The sequence below is a fragment of the Streptomyces daghestanicus genome, from assembly GCF_020521275.1.
Taxonomy (GTDB): Bacteria; Actinomycetota; Actinomycetes; order Streptomycetales; family Streptomycetaceae; genus Streptomyces; species Streptomyces griseoviridis.
In genome coordinates, this window is sequence record NZ_BNDX01000008.1 from 973751 (window position 1) to 992699 (window position 18949).

16 protein-coding genes, 1 pseudogene and 1 riboswitch are annotated in these 18949 nt (G+C 71.0%); of the genes and pseudogenes, 10 read left to right on the plus strand and 7 right to left on the minus strand.

Annotation, left to right across the window (positions count from 1 at the left end; genetic code table 11):
• The first annotated feature begins 308 nt into the window (after nt 1–308).
• A complete protein-coding gene (locus tag Sdagh_RS13725) occupies nt 309–722 on the plus strand; it encodes an ATP-binding protein (protein WP_189415113.1) in 414 nt (137 codons plus the stop codon).
• 14 nt (nt 723–736) lie between these two features.
• A pseudogene (locus tag Sdagh_RS13730) lies at nt 737–1847 on the plus strand (RNA polymerase sigma factor SigF).
• A gap of 45 nt (nt 1848–1892) precedes the next feature.
• Here the strand turns inward: Sdagh_RS13730 and Sdagh_RS13735 are convergent.
• A complete protein-coding gene (locus tag Sdagh_RS13735) occupies nt 1893–2348 on the minus strand; it encodes a hypothetical protein (RefSeq protein WP_189415117.1) in 456 nt (151 codons plus the stop codon).
• Between the two features lie 115 nt (nt 2349–2463).
• Here Sdagh_RS13735 and Sdagh_RS13740 point away from each other — a divergent pair, with 115 nt between their 5' ends.
• On the plus strand, nt 2464–3432 hold the full coding sequence (locus Sdagh_RS13740; RefSeq protein ID WP_190008720.1) for a diacylglycerol/lipid kinase family protein: 969 nt from the start codon (nt 2464–2466) through the stop codon (nt 3430–3432).
• A gap of 319 nt (nt 3433–3751) precedes the next feature.
• Nucleotides 3752–4009, plus strand: a complete 258-nt coding sequence (locus Sdagh_RS13745) for a WhiB family transcriptional regulator (RefSeq protein WP_003973730.1) — start codon at nt 3752–3754, stop codon at nt 4007–4009.
• A gap of 170 nt (nt 4010–4179) precedes the next feature.
• Here the strand turns inward: Sdagh_RS13745 and Sdagh_RS13750 are convergent, their stop codons facing one another.
• A complete protein-coding gene (locus Sdagh_RS13750; RefSeq protein WP_189415121.1) occupies nt 4180–5655 on the minus strand; it encodes a sensor histidine kinase in 1476 nt (491 codons plus the stop codon).
• A gap of 497 nt (nt 5656–6152) precedes the next feature.
• Here Sdagh_RS13750 and nagB point away from each other — a divergent pair, with 497 nt between their 5' ends.
• Nucleotides 6153–6938 carry a glucosamine-6-phosphate deaminase gene (nagB, locus tag Sdagh_RS13755; protein WP_189415123.1) on the plus strand — a complete coding sequence of 262 codons (786 nt, stop codon included), beginning with the start codon at nt 6153–6155 and terminating at the stop codon, nt 6936–6938.
• Between the two features lie 68 nt (nt 6939–7006).
• On the opposite strand, the gene Sdagh_RS13760 is transcribed toward nagB, so the two are convergent.
• The 4 genes from Sdagh_RS13760 to Sdagh_RS13775 all read right to left on the minus strand — a co-directional run bounded on the left by Sdagh_RS13760 (nt 7007) and on the right by Sdagh_RS13775 (nt 11657).
• Nucleotides 7007–8491 carry a glycoside hydrolase family 3 protein gene (locus tag Sdagh_RS13760; RefSeq protein ID WP_189415125.1) on the minus strand — a complete coding sequence of 495 codons (1485 nt, stop codon included), beginning with the start codon at nt 8489–8491 and terminating at the stop codon, nt 7007–7009.
• Nucleotides 8492–8499: 8 nt separating this feature from the next.
• A complete protein-coding gene (locus tag Sdagh_RS13765) occupies nt 8500–9330 on the minus strand; it encodes a carbohydrate ABC transporter permease (protein WP_189415127.1) in 831 nt (276 codons plus the stop codon).
• Entirely contained in the window at nt 9327–10313 is a 987-nt protein-coding gene (locus tag Sdagh_RS13770) for a carbohydrate ABC transporter permease (protein WP_189415129.1), read from the minus strand. Before Sdagh_RS13770 ends, Sdagh_RS13765 begins: the two co-directional genes overlap by 4 nt.
• An 81-nt stretch (nt 10314–10394) precedes the next feature.
• Nucleotides 10395–11657: an extracellular solute-binding protein gene (locus Sdagh_RS13775; RefSeq protein ID WP_189415131.1), complete on the minus strand. Its 1263-nt coding sequence runs from the start codon at nt 11655–11657 to the stop codon at nt 10395–10397.
• 448 nt (nt 11658–12105) lie between these two features.
• Here Sdagh_RS13775 and Sdagh_RS13780 point away from each other — a divergent pair, with 448 nt between their 5' ends.
• The 5 genes from Sdagh_RS13780 to Sdagh_RS13800 all read left to right on the plus strand — a co-directional run bounded on the left by Sdagh_RS13780 (nt 12106) and on the right by Sdagh_RS13800 (nt 18748).
• Entirely contained in the window at nt 12106–12870 is a 765-nt protein-coding gene (locus Sdagh_RS13780; protein WP_189415133.1) for a GntR family transcriptional regulator, read from the plus strand.
• 133 nt (nt 12871–13003) lie between these two features.
• Entirely contained in the window at nt 13004–13270 is a 267-nt protein-coding gene (locus Sdagh_RS13785) for a DUF3311 domain-containing protein (protein ID WP_190077472.1), read from the plus strand.
• On the plus strand, nt 13267–14877 hold the full coding sequence (mctP, locus tag Sdagh_RS13790; RefSeq protein WP_189415137.1) for a monocarboxylate uptake permease MctP: 1611 nt from the start codon (nt 13267–13269) through the stop codon (nt 14875–14877). The genes Sdagh_RS13785 and mctP overlap by 4 nt, the downstream gene beginning before the upstream one ends.
• Nucleotides 14878–15099: 222 nt before the next feature.
• Nucleotides 15100–15222: riboswitch (cobalamin riboswitch) on the plus strand.
• A 125-nt stretch (nt 15223–15347) separates the two neighbouring features.
• Nucleotides 15348–17741: a ribonucleoside-diphosphate reductase subunit alpha gene (locus tag Sdagh_RS13795; RefSeq protein WP_190077473.1), complete on the plus strand. Its 2394-nt coding sequence runs from the start codon at nt 15348–15350 to the stop codon at nt 17739–17741.
• Between the two features lie 50 nt (nt 17742–17791).
• Complete coding sequence (locus tag Sdagh_RS13800; protein ID WP_226535348.1) at nt 17792–18748, plus strand: ribonucleotide-diphosphate reductase subunit beta; 957 nt, start codon at nt 17792–17794, stop codon at nt 18746–18748.
• On the opposite strand, the gene Sdagh_RS13805 is transcribed toward Sdagh_RS13800, so the two are convergent.
• Nucleotides 18661–18891 (minus strand): hypothetical protein, encoded by a 231-nt coding sequence (locus Sdagh_RS13805; protein ID WP_189415141.1) that lies wholly within the window; start codon nt 18889–18891, stop codon nt 18661–18663. The two genes, Sdagh_RS13800 and Sdagh_RS13805, sit on opposite strands and share 88 nt — an antisense overlap.
• Between the last annotated feature and the right edge of the window lie 58 nt (nt 18892–18949).

Below are 18949 nucleotides of genomic sequence, written 5' to 3' on the forward strand. Positions count from 1 at the left end.
GAAGAGGGAGACCCGGCCGCGGGGAGCGGGAGACGGAGGGGGAACGCGAAGGGAAGAGGAGGGGACGGTTCGGCCGTCTGACGCCTGGGTACGTCAACCCGGCGCGTCCTCTTCCGATTTGGTCCCGCCCGACCTCTAGCCACTGTGCGTGATTGCTGTTTACTATGAGTGACAGCAAGGGGCTGGGGTCTCGGGGACAGGAAAGTACGGAGCGCGATAACGTCACCGCTGAACCACGTATCGCGTCACCGCGTTACCCGGGGGATGACCCTCGGCCCTGAAACGCTTGTACCACCTTGGAGGTGAGGGTGTCCCAGATCGCAGGCGAGCCCGCGACCCAGGACTTCGTGGAAGTCCGGCTGCCGGCCGCGGGTGCCTACCTGTCGGTGCTGCGTACGGCGACGGCCGGCCTCGCGGCCCGTTTGGACTTCACCCTCGACGAGATCGAGGACTTGCGCATCGCGGTGGACGAGGCCTGCGCGATCCTGCTCCAGCAGGCCGTGCCCGGCTCCGTGCTCAGCTGTGTCTTCCGCCTCGTCGACGACTCACTGGAGGTCACCGTCTCGGCGCCGACCACCGACGGCCACGCGCCCTCGCGGGACACCTTCGCCTGGACCGTGCTGTCCGCGCTCGCGGGCAAGGTCTCCTCCGCCGTCGACGAGGACGACACCGTGTCGATCAGCCTCTACAAACAGCGCGGCGCGGGCCCCGGGCCGGCGTGAGGGAGGACGGGCCGGTGCGGGACGAAGAGCGCGGCACGCGGGAGCTGCCGCCCGAGGACACCCGTCCTCCGAGCGGGGCCCGGCACCGGGCGGAGGGCATCGACGGCATCCCCGAGCAGGCCCGGCCGCACCCCGACGACGCCGGTGTCCGGTCCGGCGCCCCGGGCGGCGGCCCGGAGGCCGGGAGCCGGGACGGTGCCGTGCGGGACATGCCTGCGGACGGGCCGGACGGGGGCGTTCCCGTACTGCCCGGCCGATCGGAGGCGAGGGCTCCGGAAAGGGCTACGGGCGGGACGATGAGCGAGCACCAGCGACACTCCGAGGACGACGTGCCCGGCGCGCGCAGCGCGCCGGGTTCCCACCACGACCCGCAGGACCGCAGCGGGGCCCGTGCCCTGTTCACCGAGCTGCGCGGCCTGGACGCCGGCAGCCCCGAGTACGCGGAGCTGCGCAACCGGCTGGTCCGCATGCACCTGCCGCTGGTCGAGCACCTCGCCCGCCGCTTCCGCAACCGGGGCGAGCCCCCGCGACGACCTCACCCAGGTCGCCACCATCGGCCTGATCAAGTCGGTCGACCGGTTCGACCCGGACCGGGGCGTGGAGTTCTCGACGTACGCGACCCCGACGGTGGTCGGCGAGATCAAGCGGCACTTCCGGGACAAGGGCTGGGCGGTGCGGGTGCCGCGCCGGCTCCAGGAGCTGCGGCTCTCCCTGACCACGGCGACGGCGGAGCTGTCCCAGCTGCACGGCCGCTCCCCCACCGTCCACGAGCTGGCCGAGAGGCTGGCCATCTCGGAGGAGGAGGTCCTGGAGGGCCTGGAGTCCGCCAACGCGTACTCCACGCTCTCCCTGGACGTCCCCGACACCGACGACGAGTCCCCGGCGGTCGCCGACACCCTCGGCGCCGAGGACGAGGCGCTGGAGGGGGTGGAGTACCGGGAGTCGCTCAAGCCGCTCCTGGAGGACCTGCCGCCCCGCGAGAAGCGCATCCTGCTGCTGCGCTTCTTCGGCAACATGACCCAGTCGCAGATCGCCCAGGAGGTCGGCATCTCGCAGATGCACGTCTCGCGGCTGCTCGCCCGCACCCTGGCCCAGCTGCGGGAGAAGCTGCTCGTCGAGGAGTGAGCGGCGGACGGGCCACGCCGGGCGTCGGCCCTTCGGCCGGCGCCGTCAGCCCTTCGGCCGACCGGGTCCCCGGATGCCGAGGGCCCGGGTGGTCTCCGGATTGACGATCAGCACCAGCGCGGCCACCGCCACCACGGCCAGCACGATCCCGGCCGGGATGGCGACGCTGTCGGCCTGGAGCAGGTTGTAGGCCACCGGCAGCGCCATGATCTGCGTGATCACGGCCGGACCCCGGCTCCAGCCGCGCCGGGCCAGCAGCCCGCGGGCGGCGATCAGCGGCAGCAGCGCGAGGACGATCAGGGTGACGCCTCCGGTGACGGCCTGGGTGCGGTCGTCGGGGTGCCCGGTGAGGCCGCCGACGAGCATCCAGGCCCCGCCGGCGACGAGCGCGAGGCCCTCCAGACCGGCGAGGGCCGCGGCGGCCGTCAGCCGGGCGGGACGGGCGTCCGCCCCCTCGGCGGGGGCGGCTCCATCGGTACGGGGGGTCTGCTCGCTGCTCACCCCAGCAGGGTAGCCCGCACCGCCCCGGCGCCCCGTGGCGAGGTTCACGTCGCCCCCGGCCGTTGATCCACCGATCGGCCTGGGCTCGGTACCGCCCAGTAGGTACGCTCGACCCATGCGTGCACTCCTCGTGGTCAATCCGGCGGCAACCACCACGAGTGCGCGCACACGCGACGTACTGATCCACGCGCTCGCCAGCGAGATGAAGCTGGAGGCCGTGACCACCGAGTACCGGGGCCACGCCCGGGACCTGGGCCGGCAGGCGGCGCAGAGCAAGGACATCGAGCTGGTGGTCGCCCTCGGCGGCGACGGCACGGTCAACGAGGTCGTCAACGGCCTGCTGCACGCCGGACCCGACCCCGACCGGCTGCCCCGCCTCGCGGTGGTCCCCGGCGGCTCGACCAACGTCTTCGCCCGCGCACTCGGTCTGCCCAACCACGCCGTGGAGGCCACCGGCGCCCTGCTGGACGCCCTGCGCGAGGGCAGCGAGCGGACCGTCGGGCTCGGCCTGACCTCCGGCACCCCGGGGACGGAGGACGAGGCGGTGCCGTCCCGCTGGTTCACCTTCAACGCGGGGCTCGGTTTCGACGCCGGCGTGGTCGGGCGGGTCGAACAGCACCGCGAGCGCGGCCGCAAGTCGACGCACGCGCTGTATGTGCGTCAGGTATTGCGCCAGTTCTTCGGAGAAGCGCACCGCCGCAACGGAACGATCACTTTGGAACGGCCGGACGCGGACCCGGTGACCGGTTTGGTGCTGTCCATAGTGTCGAACACCTCTCCGTGGACGTTCCTGGGCAATCACCCGATGTACGCGTCGCCTAAGGCCTCGTTCGACAAAGGGCTCGACGTGCTCGGTCTCAGCCGGATGACGACGGGCGCGGTTGCCCGGTATGGCACCCAGTTGCTCACTTCGTCCCCCGAGCGCGGACCCCGGGGCAGACATGCGGTCTCCCTGCACGACATGTCCGAGTTCACCTTGCATTCGAAGGTGCCGCTCCCCCTCCAGATGGACGGTGACCACCTGGGGCTGCGTACCAGCGTGACGTTCACAGGCGTACGCCGTGCACTGCGTGTGATTGTGTGAGCAGAACCAGCGAAAGTCCTTTCACTCGAACGTTTAGGCCAGGGTCCACCCCATGGAAGTACGGCTGTGACCTAGTCGACACCGAAGAATCAAAAAAAACTTTCCGGAAGGGGTTGTATCCGCCGCCGAGGTTTGCGAGTCTCTACATGGCGATCGGGACGGCCCGCACAACCGGCCTCTACAGATCGCCAGAACCCCTCTACAAAACACAGGACCACGCCAGGGAACCTGGCGGGTGGCCCTTCACTTGTTGAGGGATTCGTGAAAGCGTTCACATTCACAAGCACTTGCACAGTCATACCAAGGAGAGGTAGCAGCCATGGACTGGCGTCACCGCGCCGTTTGCCGCGAAGAAGACCCCGAGCTCTTCTTCCCCATCGGCAACACCGGTCCTGCGCTGCTGCAGATCGAGGAAGCCAAGGCCGTCTGCCGTCGCTGCCCGGTTATGGAGCAGTGCCTGCAGTGGGCGCTCGAGTCCGGTCAGGACTCCGGCGTCTGGGGTGGTCTCAGCGAGGACGAGCGCCGTGCCATGAAGCGCCGCGCCGCCCGCAACCGGGCCCGTCAGGCCTCCGCCTGACACACCCACCCCGCGACAGCCTCAGCGTGGCGGCGCGTACAGCGAGTATGCACACCCCGCCCCCGAGCCGCAGCGCGCAGTACCCCGCAGCGAGCACTGGCCCCGGATCACCGTCGATCCGGGGCTTTTTGCCGCCCGCGACCGCCTGACCGCCCGGCTCCGCGAGCGGCCTACTTCTGTGAGCGCACCGGGACGTCGAGGAGCACCCGGGTGCCGCCCTCCGGGGCGCGGACCATGTCGAAGGATCCGCTCAACTCGCCCTCCACCAGCGTGCGGACGATCTGGAGACCGAGGTTTCCCGAGCGGTGCGGGTCGAAGCCCTCGGGCAGGCCGACACCGTCGTCCTGGACGGTGACCAGCAGGCGGGCCTCCTTGGACGTGCCGCCGCGGACCGCGGACACCTCGACCGTGCCGGTGTCGCCCTCGCGGAAGCCGTGCTCCAGGGCGTTCTGGAGGACCTCGGTCAGCACCATGGAGAGCGGGGTGGCGACCTCGGCGTCGAGGATGCCGAAGTGCCCGGTGCGCCGACCGGTGACCTTGCCCGGCGAGATCTCCGCGACCATCGCCAGCACCCGGTCGGCGATCTCGTCGAACTCCACCCGCTCGTCCAGGTTCTGGGACAGCGTCTCATGCACGATGGCGATCGAGCCGACCCGGCGTACCGCCTCCTCCAGCGCCTCGCGCCCCCGCTCGGACTCGATCCGGCGGGCCTGGAGGCGGAGCAGGGCGGCGACCGTCTGGAGGTTGTTCTTCACCCGGTGGTGGATCTCCCGGATGGTGGCGTCCTTGGTGATCAACTCCCGTTCGCGGCGGCGCAGTTCCGTGACGTCCCGCAGCAGGACCAGCGAACCGATGCGGGTGCCCTTGGGCTTGAGCGGGATGGCGCGGAACTGGATCACGCCGTCGGCGGCCTCGATCTCGAACTCGCGGGGCGCCCAGCCGCTGGCCACCTTGGCGAGCGCCTCGTCCACCGGGCCGTGGGTCGGGGCGAGTTCGGCGGTGGTGCGGCCCAGGTGGTGGCCGACGAGGTCGGCGGCGAGGCCCATGCGGTGGTAGGCCGACAGGGCGTTCGGCGAGGCGTACTGGACGATGCCGTCGCCGTCGACGCGGATCAGGCCGTCGCCGACGCGGGGCGAGGCGTCCATGTCGACCTGCTGGTTCTCGAACGGGAAGGCCCCGGCCGCGATCATCTGGGCGAGGTCGGAGGCGCTCTGGAGGTACGTCAGCTCCAGGCGGCTCGGGGTGCGCACGGTGAGCAGGTTGGTGTTGCGGGCGATCACGCCGAGGACCCGGCCCTGGCGCCGGACCGGGATCGACTCGATGCGGACCGGCACCTCCTCGCGCCACTCCGGGTCGCCCTCGCGCACGATCCGGCCCTCGTCCAGGGCGATGTCCAGCATGGGGCGCCGGCCGCGCGGGACCAGGTGGCCGACCATGTCGTCCTGGTAGGAGGTGGGGCCGGTGTTGGGCCGCATCTGGGCGACGGAGACGTACCGGGTGCCGTCGCGGGTGGGGACCCACAGGACCAGGTCGGCGAAGGAGAGGTCGGAGAGGAGCTGCCACTCCGAGACCAGCAGGTGCAGCCATTCCAGGTCGGACCTGTCGAGGGCGGTGTGCTGGCGTACGAGTTCGTTCATGGAGGGCACGGGGTCGAGCGTACCCGGAGGGCCGCGGGGCACCCGCGGGCCGCGGCGCCTGAGAGGGACCCTCAACCCTCCCGGCACCGCAGCCCGGAGCAACAACGGCCGTGGGGTGTGCGGTCCCGGTCGGCCGAAGGTCGAGGAGCCGGGGCAGTCAGGGCAGAGAGCCTCGGTTCCTCGGTCCGCCCTCCTGTGCGGGGAGAGCGGAAGCTTGACGCCATTGTGGACTAGACCACTATCGGTGTCCATGCACGGGAACGGCTTTGTGTTGTCGCTTTCCCACGACTGCTCGGACGTCCGAGCGGTCGGCAGCAGCCTAGCCCGGACGGGGCACGAGTGGGGCCGGTCCGCGGAGCCGGTTTCGGCGGGCGGCGCGGAGCCGGGTGGCGGGCGTCCGGCGGGCCGGGAAACCTGGGAGGAGGGGGCCCGCTCTGTTAGATTGGTCTAAACCACATAGCCCTTCCGGGGCGTATCCCGTCCCCTTCTCGAAACGGCAGGCCAGCGTGGAAGTTGTCATCGTTCCGGACGCCAGGGCGGGCGGCGAGCTGATCGCCGGGGCCATGGCGGAGCTGCTGCGGCGTAAGCCCGACGCCCTGCTCGGCGTGGCCACCGGCTCGACGCCGCTGCCCGTGTACGAGGCACTCGCGGCACGGGTACGCGCGGGCTCGGTGGACATCTCGCGGGCCCGGATCGCCCAGCTCGACGAGTACGTGGGGCTCCCGGCGGACCATCCGGAGTCGTACCGGTCGGTGCTGCGGCGGGAGGTGCTGGAGCCGCTCGGGATCGGCATGGAGGCGTTCCTGGGCCCGGACGGCACGGCGGCGGACATCCAGGCCGCCTGCGAGGCGTACGACCGGGCGCTGGCCGGGGCCGGCGGGGTCGACCTCCAGTTGCTGGGGATCGGCACCGACGGGCACATCGGCTTCAACGAGCCGTGCTCCTCGCTGGCCTCGCGGACCCGGATCAAGACGCTGACCGAGCAGACCCGGGTGGACAACGCGCGGTTCTTCGACGGCGACATCGCGCAGGTGCCGCACCACGTGATCACCCAGGGCATCGGCACCATCCTGGAGGCCCGGCACCTGGTGCTGCTGGCCACCGGGGAGGGCAAGGCGGACGCGGTCGCCGCGACGGTGGAGGGGCCGGTCGCCGCGGTGTGCCCGGCCTCGGCGCTCCAGCTCCATCCGCACGCGACCGTCGTCGTCGACGAGGCCGCCGCGTCCGAGCTGAAGCTGGCCGACTACTTCCGTCAGACGTACGCGAACAAGCCGGAGTGGCAGGGCATCTGAGGCACGGAGGTACGGAGAAGGGCGCCGGTCCCCCAGGGGCCGGCGCCCTTCTCCGCGCGTACGCGGTGCTACCCGCCCGCGATGACCTCCGCCGCCGCGCGGCCGCAGACCCGGGCCGCGCCGTGGGTGGCCAGGTGGAGGGCGCCGCGCGGGGGCGCCTGGGGGATGCCCATCTCGACCACGACCGTGTCGGGGCGGGCGGCCAGCAGGGTGTCCAGGGCCGCCGCCATCCAGGGGTGGCGGTGCTCGTCGCGGACCACGGCGACGACCCGGCGCGGTCCGGCCGCGCGCAGCACCTCGGCGCCGGCGCCGGGGCCGGTGAAGCTGCCCGTCCCGGTGCCGGGGAGCAGGGCGGACAGCTCGGCGGCGACGCCCCAGGGGGTCTCGTCGCCGACCGCGATGTTCGGGGCGGGGGTGAGCTGGGCGACGTAGGGCGGTTCGGTCAAGGGCGTGAAGGGGGCGCCGGTGGTGCGCAGGGCGCGGCGGGCGGCGCGCAGGCCGACCTCCGGGTCGGGGGCGGTGGCGGGGCCGGTGGCGCGGGCGGCCGTCGTCCAGCGGGCGAGGGCCCGGACCCGCTCGGCCGCGTCCGCGAGCCGCTCCTCGGGCAGCTCGCCGGTGCGTACGGCCGTGACCAGGGCGTCGCGCAGCCGGCCCACCGTGTCCTCGTCGCAGAGGCCGCCGCCCACGCAGATGGCGTCGGCGCCCGCGGCGATGGCGAGGACGGTGCCGTGTTCGAGGCCGTAGGTGCCGGAGATGGCGCGCATCTCGATGCCGTCGGTGACGATCAGGCCGTCGTAGCCCAGCTCGCCGCGGAGCAGTTCGGTCAGGACCCGCGGGGAGAGGGTGCCGGGGCGGTCGGGGTCCAGGGCCGGGGCGAGGATGTGGGCGCTCATGATCGCGCGGGTGCCGGCGGCGATCGCGGCGCGGAAGGGGACCAGGTCCCGTTCGGTGAGCAGGGGCAGGTCCGCGTCGATGCGGGGCACCGCGTGGTGGGAGTCGACGGCGGTGTCGCCGTGGCCGGGGAAGTGCTTGGTGCAGGCCGCGACGCCGGCCGACTGCAGGCCGGTGACGTAGGCGGCGGTGTGCCGGGCGACCAGGGCGGGGTCGGCGCCGAAGGACCGTACGCCGATCACCGGGTTGTCGGGGTCGGCGTTGACGTCGGCGGAGGGGGCCCAGTCGAAGTCGACGCCGGCGGCCGCGAGGCGGCGGCCCAGCTCGGTGGCGACCGCCCGGGTGAGGTCGGTGTCGTCGACGGCGCCGAGGGCGTGGTTGCCGGGGAAGGAGGAGCCGGTGCGCACCTCCAGGCGCGTGACGTCGCCGCCCTCCTCGTCGATGGCGACCAGCACGTCGCCGCGCTCGGCGCGGACCTGGGCGGTGAGCGCGGCGACCTGCTCGGCGGTGTGGATGTTGCGGCCGAACAGGGCGACGGAGGCCAGGCCCTCGCCGAGGCGGCGCAGCAGCCAGTCGGGGGCGGTGGTGCCGGCGAAGCCCGGCTGGAGCACGGCGAGGGCGTCGCGGGTGAGGGTGTCGGTGCCGCTGGTGAGTGTCGTCATCGGTGGCGTCAGCCCTTCACGGCGCCGGCGGTCAGGCCGCTGACGGCCTTGCGCTGGAGGAAGACGAAGAGGATCAGGATCGGGACGGCGAAGAGCGAGGAGGCGGCCATGGTGGCGCCCCAGTCGTCGCCGAAGACGGTCTGGAAGCTGGACAGCCACAGCGGCAGGGTCTGCGCCCCGGCTTCCTTGTTGACCACCAGGACCAGCGGGAACTCGTTCCAGGCGGTGATGAAGCCGAACATCGAGGTGGACATCAGGCCCGGCGCGAGCAGCGGCAGGATGACCAGGCGGAAGGCCTGCGGGCGGGTGCAGCCGTCGACCATCGCGGACTCCTCCAGCTCCTTCGGCACGGCGGCGACGAAGCCGCGCAGCGTGAGGATGGTGAAGGGCAGGATCATCATCGTGTAGAAGAGCGTCAGCGGGACGAGGCTGTTCAGCATCGAGGCGTCCCGGACGATCATGTAGATGGCGATGATCATGACTTCCCAGGGCGCCATCTGGGCGCACATGAAGCCGATGATGAAGCCGCGCCGCCCCTTGAACCGCATCCGGGCCAGCGCGAAGGCGCCGAGCAACGCGACGACCAGGGAGAAGACGACCGCGAGGACGGTGACGATCAGCGAGTTGGCGACCATCGTCCAGAAGTGGTCGGCGTCGACGGCCGTCTTGAAGTGGTCGAAGGTGACGTCGGTCGGGAACCAGACCGGGGTCTCCGAGATGATGTCGCCGGTCGGCTTGAACGCCGTGGCGAACATCCAGTACACGGGGAAGACGAAGCCGATGAACAACAGGACGGCCGTGACGTTGGGCCACAGGCGGCCGAAGAGCGAGCGCTTCACGCCTCGTCCTCCTCTTGCTTGAGCACGATCCTGAGGTAGTACGCGGTCAGGCCGAGCATGATCAGGATGGTCAGGACGGCGATCGCCGCGCCCATGCCGTAGTGCTGGTTGCCGACGCCCTCGACATAGGCGTAGACGGGCAGGATCTCGGTGAGCCGGTCCGGGCCGCCGCCGTTGAAGCTGAAGACCTGCACGAACGCCTTGAAGACCCAGATGATCTCCAGGAACGTCGTCGCGTACAGGAACGGCCGCAGGAACGGCATGGTCACGGTGGTGAAGCTGCGCCAGGCTCCGGCGCCGTCCAGGGCCGCGGCCTCGTACAGCTCGCCGGGGATGGTGGTGGTCGCCGCGTAGAGGTTGATCGCGACGAACGGGATGGACATCCAGACGATCAGCAGGGTGACGACGAAGAAGGTCGACATCTGGCTGCTGGTCCAGCTGTAGTCGGCCATCGAGTGCCAGCCGAGCTTGTCCAGGACCCAGTTGACGACGCCGAAGCGCTGGGCGAACAGCCACTTGTAGACGGTGGTCGCCGCGACCACGGGCATCGCCCAGGCCAGCACCAGGCCGATCAGCAGGGTGACCCGCATCCGCTTGCCGAGGCGGGCGAGGAGCAGGCCGATCAGGGTGCCCGCGGCCATGATCAGGGCGACGTTGACCGCCGTGAACAGGATCGAGCGGAGGGTGACCCGCCAGAAGTCCTCTCCGGTGAGGACCTGGCGGTAGTTCTCGATGCCGTTCCACTCGGTGGCGTGCTGGATCAGCTGCGCCATGTTGAGGTTCTGGAACGACAGCAGCAGGTCCTTCAGCAACGGCCAGCCGAGCAGCAGCACGGTGGCCGCGACGGCGGGCAGCAGCAACAGGTACGGGGCGAGCGCGCCGGCCCGCGACGCGGCTCTCGGGGCCGGCCCGCCGGACGCCCCGCCGGCCGTCTTGCTGACGTCCGCCGGGCCGGAGGGCGGCCGTTCGGTCTGCACGGTCATGCTCGCGATCTCTCTACTCGGCCTCTGCGACGCCGGGGGCGGGGGCCGGCCGGCGGCCGTCCCCCGCTCCTGCCCACGCTCCTACTGCTGCTGCGCCAGGCGCTTGTTGAACTCGCCCTCGACCTGCTGGGCGGCCTCGGCCGGGCTCTTGCCGTTGAGTACGGCGGTCATGTACGTCTTGATCGGGTTCGGCGCGTTCTCCACCGCGGCCCACTCGGGGATCAGCGGCGTGGTGCCGCCGACGGCGGCGGCCGGCGCGGCGGCCTCGGCGGGGGCGTTGCCCTTCAGGTTGGTCTGCAGCGCTTCCTTGTTCGGGATGACGCCGTTCTCCTTGGCGAGCTGGCCCTCGAACTTGTCGGACAGGGCGAGCTTCAGGAACTCCTTGGCCAGGTCCTGCTTGGCGGAGCCGGCCGCGACGGCCAGGTTGGAGCCGCCGAGGAAGACGCCCTCGGGCTTGCCGGCCGTGGCGCCCGGGATGGTGAAGTAGCCGAGGTCCTGCTCGATCTTCGGGTTGGCCTGGATGGCGGTGGCGCCCTCCCAGCCCATGCCGATGAAGGCGCCGACGTTGCCCTTGGCGAAGACCTCGCCCTGCTGCGGGGTGGCCTCGTCCTTGTCCTTGGGGGCGTCGGAGAGGTCCTGGAACTTCTTGTAGGTCTCCATCGCCGCGGCGACCTTGGGGTCGTCCAGGTTGGAGACGTACTTGTCGCCGTCCTTCTTGACCAGTTCGGCGCCCTCGCCGACCACCAGGCCGACGAAGTGGTACCAGTTCTGACCGGGCAGGTAGATCGGCTCGGCGTCGGTCTTGTCGCCGATCGTCTTCAGGTCGTCGTAGAACTCGTCCCGGGTCTTCGGGGTGTCCTTGATGCCCGCCTCGGCCCAGACCTTCTTGTTGTAGACGACGACGCGGTTGGCGAAGTACCAGGGGGCCGCGTACTGCTTGCCCTCGTAGATGGAGGAGGCGTTGAGGGACTCGGTCCAGTCGCCGCCGATCTCCGACTTGAGGTCACCGAGGTCGGCGAGGCCGCCGGTCTTGGCGTAGGCCGGGGTCTGGGTGTTGCCGATCTCGAAGACGTCCGGCGGGTTCTCCTCGGAGAGGGCGGTGGTCAGCTTCTGCTGGATGCCGTTCCACTGCTGGATCTCGAACTTGACCTTCGATCCGGTCTGCTTCTCGAAGGCGGCGCCCAGGTCCTTCTGCCACTGGTCCGGGGAGGAGCCGTCCATCACCCATACGGTGAGGGTCTGGCCCTTCGTCCCGGCCTCGCTGTCTCCGCCGTCGCCCCCGCACGCCGCGATGGAGACCATCATGCCCGCGACACCGATCGCGGATATCAGCTTGCGCTTCACGCCACCCTCCTCAGGGATGCCACAACCCCCCTGCCTCCCCGCGGTAACTCGCCGACGCGTGACCGCCCTTGGGGCCGGGACTGGACCAATGGTGTAGACCAGTAGGGGGAGACTGGCCCAGACCAATAAGCCTGTCAAGGGTGTTCCACCACCCGCCGGGCCTCCGTGATGCGACCGAGATATGCAGGGTTCCTCCATTTCGCGGGCCGCGGATCGAGCCCCGTCCACGCCCGTACCAGACAGCCGCCGACTCCGGCCCGAAGGCCGTCCGGACGCGCGTACCACCGGGTCTTGACGGCGCGGTGGACTAGACCAACGGGGGCCCCGGAGGTATACAGAGGGAGTCACGGAGCGTGCGGGACCACCCGGTGCCGAGCCGTGCCACGATGTGAGCCGTGGCCGACGGGGAACGTCGGCCGCGACGGCACCCGGAGCCGGGAAGGCGGAGATGAGCACCGACGTCAGCAGTGCGGAGAACGAGGGTGGGGCGAACGTCCGTACCGCGCGCGTGCCCAAGTACTACCACCTGAAGAAGCACCTGCTGGACATGGTGCGCACGCAGGCACCCGGCACCCCGGTGCCGCCCGAGCGCACCCTGGCCGCCGAGTTCGACACCTCCCGCACCACCGTCCGCCAGGCCCTCCAGGAACTGGTCGTCGAGGGCCGGCTGGAGCGCATCCAGGGCAAGGGCACCTTCGTCGCCAAGCCCAAGGTCTCCCAGGCGCTGCAACTCACCTCGTACACCGAGGACATGCGCGCCCAGGGTCTGGAACCGACGTCCCAGCTGCTGGACATCGGGTACATCACCGCCGACGACCGCATCGCCGCGCTCCTCGACATCACCGCCGGCGGCCGGGTGCTGCGCATCGAGCGGCTGCGGATGGCCAACGCGGAGCCGATGGCCATCGAGACCACCCACCTCAGCGCCAAGCGCTTCCCGGCGCTGCGCCGCTCCCTGGTCAAGTACACCTCCCTCTACACCGCCCTCGCCGAGGTCTACGACGTCCATCTCGCCGAGGCCGAGGAGACCATCGAGACCTCGCTGGCCACCCCGCGCGAGGCCGGGCTGCTCGGCACCGACGTCGGCCTGCCGATGCTGATGCTCTCCCGGCACTCCCTGGACCGGACCGGGCAGCCGGTGGAGTGGGTGCGGTCGGTGTACCGGGGCGACCGCTACAAGTTCGTGGCGCGGCTGAAGCGGCCCCAGGACTGAGCGGGCACCGGGGCCCCGGGCGGACCGGGATCTCACGGACCGATATACGGACAAGGGCTTCCGCTGTCGTGTAACCGTCACCTAGATTGCCTCCGCATTACAGAGGTGATCGCCCAGGGGACGGAGCCGCCGCATGTCGCAAGCACCGCAAACGAGCAGAGGGCCGGTGGTGACGCCGGTGCGCGTGGTCATCGGGATCTGCCTCGTCGCACCGTTCGTCGCCATGCTGTGGGTCGGCTCCTACGCGAAGACCGACCCGGCCTTCATCGGCATCCCGTTCTTCTACTGGTACCAGATGGCGTGGGTGCTGGTCTCGACGGCGCTGACGGTGATCGCGTACAAGCTGTGGCAGCGCGACCAGCGCGCCCGGCGTGCCCCGCAGGGGGGTGCGGCCAAGTGAACGGCGGCGTGAACGGCGTGGCACTCGCCGTCTTCATCTTCTTCTTCGTGCTGGTCACCGCCATGGGCTTCCTCGCCGCGCGCTGGCGCCGGGCCGAGAACGAGGCCAGCCTCGACGAATGGGGGCTGGGCGGACGGTCGTTCGGCACCTGGATCACCTGGTTCCTGCTGGGCGGCGACCTCTACACGGCGTACACCTTCGTGGCCGTCCCGGCGGCGATCTACGCGGCGGGCGCGTCCGGTTTCTTCGCGGTGCCGTACACGATCCTGGTCTACCCGCTGATCTTCACCTTCCTGCCCCGCCTGTGGTCGGTCTCGCACAAGCACGGGTACGTGACGACCTCGGACTTCGTGCGCGGCCGGTTCGGCTCGAAGGGCCTGTCGCTGGCGGTCGCCGTCACCGGCATCCTCGCCACGATGCCGTACATCGCGCTCCAGCTCGTCGGCATCCAGGCGGTGCTGGACGTGATGGGCGTCGGCGGTGGCGAGGACACCAACTGGTTCATCAAGGACCTGCCGCTGCTGATCGCCTTCGGTGTGCTGGCGGCGTACACGTACTCGTCGGGGCTGCGGGCGCCCGCGCTGATCGCGTTCGTGAAGGACACGCTGATCTACCTCGTGATCGCGGTCGCCATCATCTACATCCCGATCAAGCTGGGCGGCTTCGACGACATCTTCGCGGCGGCCGGGGAGAAGTTCGAGGCGGCGGGGGCGGGCGGCGTCACCCCGCCCGACAGCGGCCAGTGGACGTACGCCACGCTCGCCCTCGGCTCCGCCCTGGCGCTGTTCATGTACCCGCACTCGATCACCGCGACGCTGTCCTCGCGCAGCCGCGAGGTGATCCGCCGCAACACCACGATCCTGCCGCTGTACTCCCTGATGCTGGGTCTGCTGGCGCTGCTGGGCTTCATGGCGATCGCGGCCGGCATCAAGGTGAGCAACGGCCAGCTCGCCATCCCGCAGCTCTTCGAGGACATGTTCCCGGACTGGTTCGCGGGCGTGGCCTTCGCGGCGATCGGCATCGGCGCGCTGGTCCCGGCGGCCATCATGTCCATCGCCGCCGCCAACCTGTTCACCCGCAACATCTACAAGGACTTCATCAGGCCCGACGCCACGCCGGAGCAGGAGACCAAGGTCTCCAAGCTGGTGTCGCTGCTGGTGAAGGTCGGCGCGCTGGTCTTCGTCCTCGGCATGGACAAGACGGTCGCGATCAACTTCCAGCTGCTCGGCGGCATCTGGATCCTGCAGACCTTCCCGGCGCTGGTCGGCGGCCTGTTCACCCGCTGGTTCCACCGCTGGGCGCTGCTGGCCGGCTGGGCGGTCGGCATGGTCTACGGCACGCTCGCCGCGTACGGCGTCGCCTCGCCGACGCAGGCGCACTTCGGCGGCTCCTCGAAGGAGATCCCGGGCATCGGCGAGATCGGCTACATCGGCCTCACGGCGTTCGTGCTGAACGTGCTGGTGACAGTGGTCCTCACCGTCGTCCTGAGGGCGGCCAAGGCCCCCGACGGCATCGACGAGACCAGCCCCGAGGACTACACGGCCGACGCGGGCGACCCGGGCGTCCGGACCGAACTGCCTCCGGCCACAGCAGGCACCTCCCACTGAGGCGCCCCGAAGGGGCGCGGGGAACTGCGCGGACAACCGGGACGAACCCGAAGCGGGCCGCCGGCGAGAGCCACACCGGCGGCCCGCACCCACATCCACACCCACCCACACCGGCGGCCCGCACCCACCCACACCCACATCCCACCCCATCTCACCCCGCCCCATCTCACCCCGCCCCCGACACAACATCTGGCCCCACTCCGGCGACACGGCACAACATGTATGCTCATGCTCGCTGTCGCCGCAGGGGAATCCGGTGCGAATCCGGAACTGTCCCGCAACGGTGTACCGCGTGCGCACGCACGCCGGTCCAGTCCGAGTACCTGCCGACGGCGCGCCCGGCCATCCGGTCCGGGCGCCTGACGTCCGGGCCTCGTGGAATGGGCCGGTGGACGCGACGCCGCACCGCGCGCTCGTGAGCTGCCCCTGCCCTCCGCCAGGCCCCGTGCCGAGCGAGGGAAAAGCCCCACGTGACCATCGCGCCAGCCGACGCCCCGGCGACACCCACCGCGACACCCACCGCTCCAGCCGGTGCCCCGGCGACAACCGCCGGCACCGACGGGGACGGCCCGGGTGCCGCCCTGCTGCGCACTCTGACCGAGCTGACCGCCGACCTCCCCGACACCGACCCCGGCCGGGTCGCCGCCGCCGCGCTGCGCGGCCGGTCCGCGTCCGGGGCCGCCCCCGAGGTGGACGCCGAACTGCGGGAACTGGCCACGGAGGCCGCGGCCGGCCTGATCTCCGAGGACCCGGCCTACTCGCGGCTGGCCGCCCGCCTGCTGACCCTGTCGATCCGCGCCGAGGCCGCCTCCCAGGGCGTCACCTCCTTCACCGGGTCCGTCGCCACCGGCCACCGCGAGGGCCTGATCGCCGACCGCACGGCCGGCTTCGTCCGCCGGCACGCGGCCCGCCTGGACGCGCTGGCCGACCCGGCCGCCGACGACCGCTTCGGCTACTTCGGCCTGCGCACCCTGCACAGCCGCTACCTGCTGCGGCACCCGCTCACCCGCAAGGTGATCGAGACGCCCCAGCACTTCCTGCTCCGCGTCGCCGCCGGCCTCGCCGCCGACGAGTCCCCCCGCTCCCTCGACGAGGTCGCCGAGCTGTACGGCCTGATGAGCCGCCTCGACTACCTCCCGTCCTCCCCCACCCTGTTCAACTCCGGCACCCGGCACCCCCAGATGTCGTCCTGCTACCTCCTCGACTCCCCCGGGGACGCCCTGGACTCGATCTACGAGCGCTACCACCAGGTCGCCCGGCTCTCCAAGCACGCCGGCGGCATCGGCATCGCCTACTCCCGCGTCCGCGCCCGGGGTTCCCTGATCCGCGGCACCAACGGGCAGTCGGGCGGCATCGTCCCGTTCCTGAAGACGCTGGACTCCTCCGTGGCCGCCGTCAACCAGGGCGGCCGGCGCAAGGGGGCCGCCGCCGTCTACCTGGAGACCTGGCACGCGGACATCGAGGAGTTCCTCGAACTGCGGGACAACACCGGTGAGGACGCCCGCCGCACCCACCACCTCAACCTCGCCCACTGGGTCCCGGACGAGTTCATGCGCCGCGTCGACGCGGACGCCGACTGGTCCCTCTTCTCCCCCTCCGACGTCCCCGGGCTGACCGACCTGTACGGCGCGGAGTTCGACGCGGCCTACCGGGCGGCCGAGGCGGCGGGCCTGGCCCGCAGGACCCTGCCGGCCCGCGAGCTGTACGGCCGGATGATGCGCACCCTCGCGCAGACCGGCAATGGCTGGATGACCTTCAAGGACACCGCCAACCGCACCGCCAACCAGACCGCCGAGCCCGGACACGTCATCCACTCGTCCAATCTCTGCACGGAGATCCTGGAGGTCACGGACGACGGGGAGACGGCGGTCTGCAACCTCGGCTCGGTCAACCTCGGCGCCTTCGTCACCGGCGGCACCCTGGACTGGGAGCGGCTGGACGCGGCCGTCCGCACCGCCGTCACCTTCCTCGACCGGGTCGTCGACATCAACTACTACCCGACCGGGCAGGCGGCCCGGTCCAACGGCCGCTGGCGCCCCGTCGGCCTCGGCGTGATGGGCCTCCAGGACGTCTTCTTCACGCTCCGCCTGCCCTTCGACTCCCCCGAGGCACTGGACCTCTCCACCCGGATCGCCGAGCGGATCATGCTCGCCGCGTACGAGACCTCCGCCGGCCTCGCCGAGCGGCACGGCCCGCTGCCCGCCTGGGAGAAGACCCGGACCGCCCGCGGGGTCCTGCACCCCGACCACTACGGGGTCTCCCCCACCTGGCCCGAGCGCTGGACCGCCCTGCGCGAGCGCGTCGCGCGGACCGGGCTGCGCAACGCGCTGCTCCTCGCCGTCGCCCCGACCGCCACCATCGCCTCCCTCGCGGGCGCCTACGAGTGCATCGAGCCGCAGGTGTCCAACCTGTTCAAGCGCGAGACGCTGTCGGGCGAGTTCCTCCAGGTCAACCCCTACCTGGTGGCGGACCTCAAGCGGCTCGGCACCTGGGACGCCCGCACCCGGGAGGCACTGCGCGAGGCGAGCGGTTCGGTCCAGGACATGAGCTGGCTCCCCGAGGACGTCCGCCGGCTGTACCGCACCGCGTGGGAGATCCCGCAGCGCGCCCTGATCGACCTGGCCGCCGCCCGTACCCCCTACCTCGATCAGGGGCAGTCCCTGAACCTGTTCCTCCAGACGCCGACCATCGGCAAGCTCTCCTCGATGTACGCCTACGCCTGGAAACGGGGCCTGAAGACCACGTACTACCTGCGTTCGCGCCCGGCGACCCGGATCGCCCGCGCCGCCCGGGCGCAGCCGGCCCCCGAGGCCGCCGCCGCCTGCTCCCTGGAAAACCCCGAGTCCTGCGAGGCCTGCCAGTGACCACCGCCAAGAACCTGCTCGACCCCGGCTTCGAGCTGACCCTGCGCCCCATGCGCTACCCCGACTTCTACGAGCGCTACCGGGACGCCATCAAGAACACCTGGACCGTGGAGGAGGTCGACCTCCACTCCGACGTCGCCGACCTCGCCCGGCTCACCCCCGGCGAACAGCACCTCATCGGCCGTCTGGTGGCCTTCTTCGCCACCGGCGACTCGATCGTGGCGAACAACCTGGTGCTGACCCTCTACAAGCACATCAACTCCCCCGAGGCTCGGCTCTACCTCTCCCGCCAGCTCTTCGAGGAGGCCGTGCACGTCCAGTTCTATCTGACGCTCCTGGACACCTACCTCCCCGACCCAAAGGACCGGGCCGCCGCCTTCGCGGCCGTGGAGAACATCCCCTCGATCCGGGAGAAGGCCGGGTTCTGCTTCAAGTGGATCGACTCGGTGGAGGAGATCGACCGCCTGGAGACCAGGTCCGACCGCCGCCGCTTCCTCCTCAACCTCATCTGCTTCGCCGCGTGCATCGAGGGCCTGTTCTTCTACGGTGCCTTCGCGTACGTCTACTGGTTCCGCGGCCGGGGCCTGCTGCACGGCCTGGCCACCGGCACCAACTGGGTGTTCCGCGACGAGACCATGCACATGTCCTTCGCGTTCGACGTGGTCGACACCGTCCGCAAGGAGGAGCCGGACCTCTTCGACGACGCGCTGCGCCGTGAGGTCACCGACATGCTGGGGGAGGCCGTCGAGGCCGAGCTGCAGTTCGCGCGCGACCTGTGCGGTGACGGCCTCCCGGGGATGAACACCGAGTCGATGCGGCAGTACCTCCAGTGCGTGGCCGACCAGCGGCTCATCCGCCTGGGCTTCGCCCCGGTGTACGGCTCGGAGAACCCCTTCTCCTTCATGGAGCTGCAAGGGGTTCAGGAGCTGACCAACTTCTTCGAGCGGCGGCCCTCCGCGTACCAGGTGGCGGTGGAGGGCACCGTCGACCTGGACGAGGACTTCTGAGCCCCGCCCTCCGCGGCCTCCCTGAGCTGCCGGTCGACGCGCCGCTCGTGCGCGATGCCGACCAGCGAGGGGAGGATCATGAGGACGAGGATCGCGAAGGTGAGACCCATGCCGATCAGCGCTTCCGTCTGTTCCGTAGTCATGCCACCACTGTCCCGCCGGGACACGGCCGACCGTGAGTGGCAGGACTGCCCCAGGGCC

Coding starts and splice junctions, on each gene's coding strand:
- Sdagh_RS13745 (WP_003973730.1), top strand. CDS start 3,752: ATGGACTGGCGTCACCGCGCCGTTTGCCGCGAAGAAGACCCCGAGCTC.
- Sdagh_RS13760 (WP_189415125.1), bottom strand. CDS start 8,491: ATGACGACACTCACCAGCGGCACCGACACCCTCACCCGCGACGCCCTC.
- Sdagh_RS13800 (WP_226535348.1), top strand. CDS start 17,792: ATGCGCTACCCCGACTTCTACGAGCGCTACCGGGACGCCATCAAGAAC.
- Sdagh_RS13740 (WP_190008720.1), top strand. CDS start 2,464: ATGCGTGCACTCCTCGTGGTCAATCCGGCGGCAACCACCACGAGTGCG.
- Sdagh_RS13805 (WP_189415141.1), bottom strand. CDS start 18,891: ATGACTACGGAACAGACGGAAGCGCTGATCGGCATGGGTCTCACCTTC.
- Sdagh_RS13770 (WP_189415129.1), bottom strand. CDS start 10,313: ATGACCGTGCAGACCGAACGGCCGCCCTCCGGCCCGGCGGACGTCAGC.
- Sdagh_RS13785 (WP_190077472.1), top strand. CDS start 13,004: ATGTCGCAAGCACCGCAAACGAGCAGAGGGCCGGTGGTGACGCCGGTG.
- Sdagh_RS13780 (WP_189415133.1), top strand. CDS start 12,106: ATGAGCACCGACGTCAGCAGTGCGGAGAACGAGGGTGGGGCGAACGTC.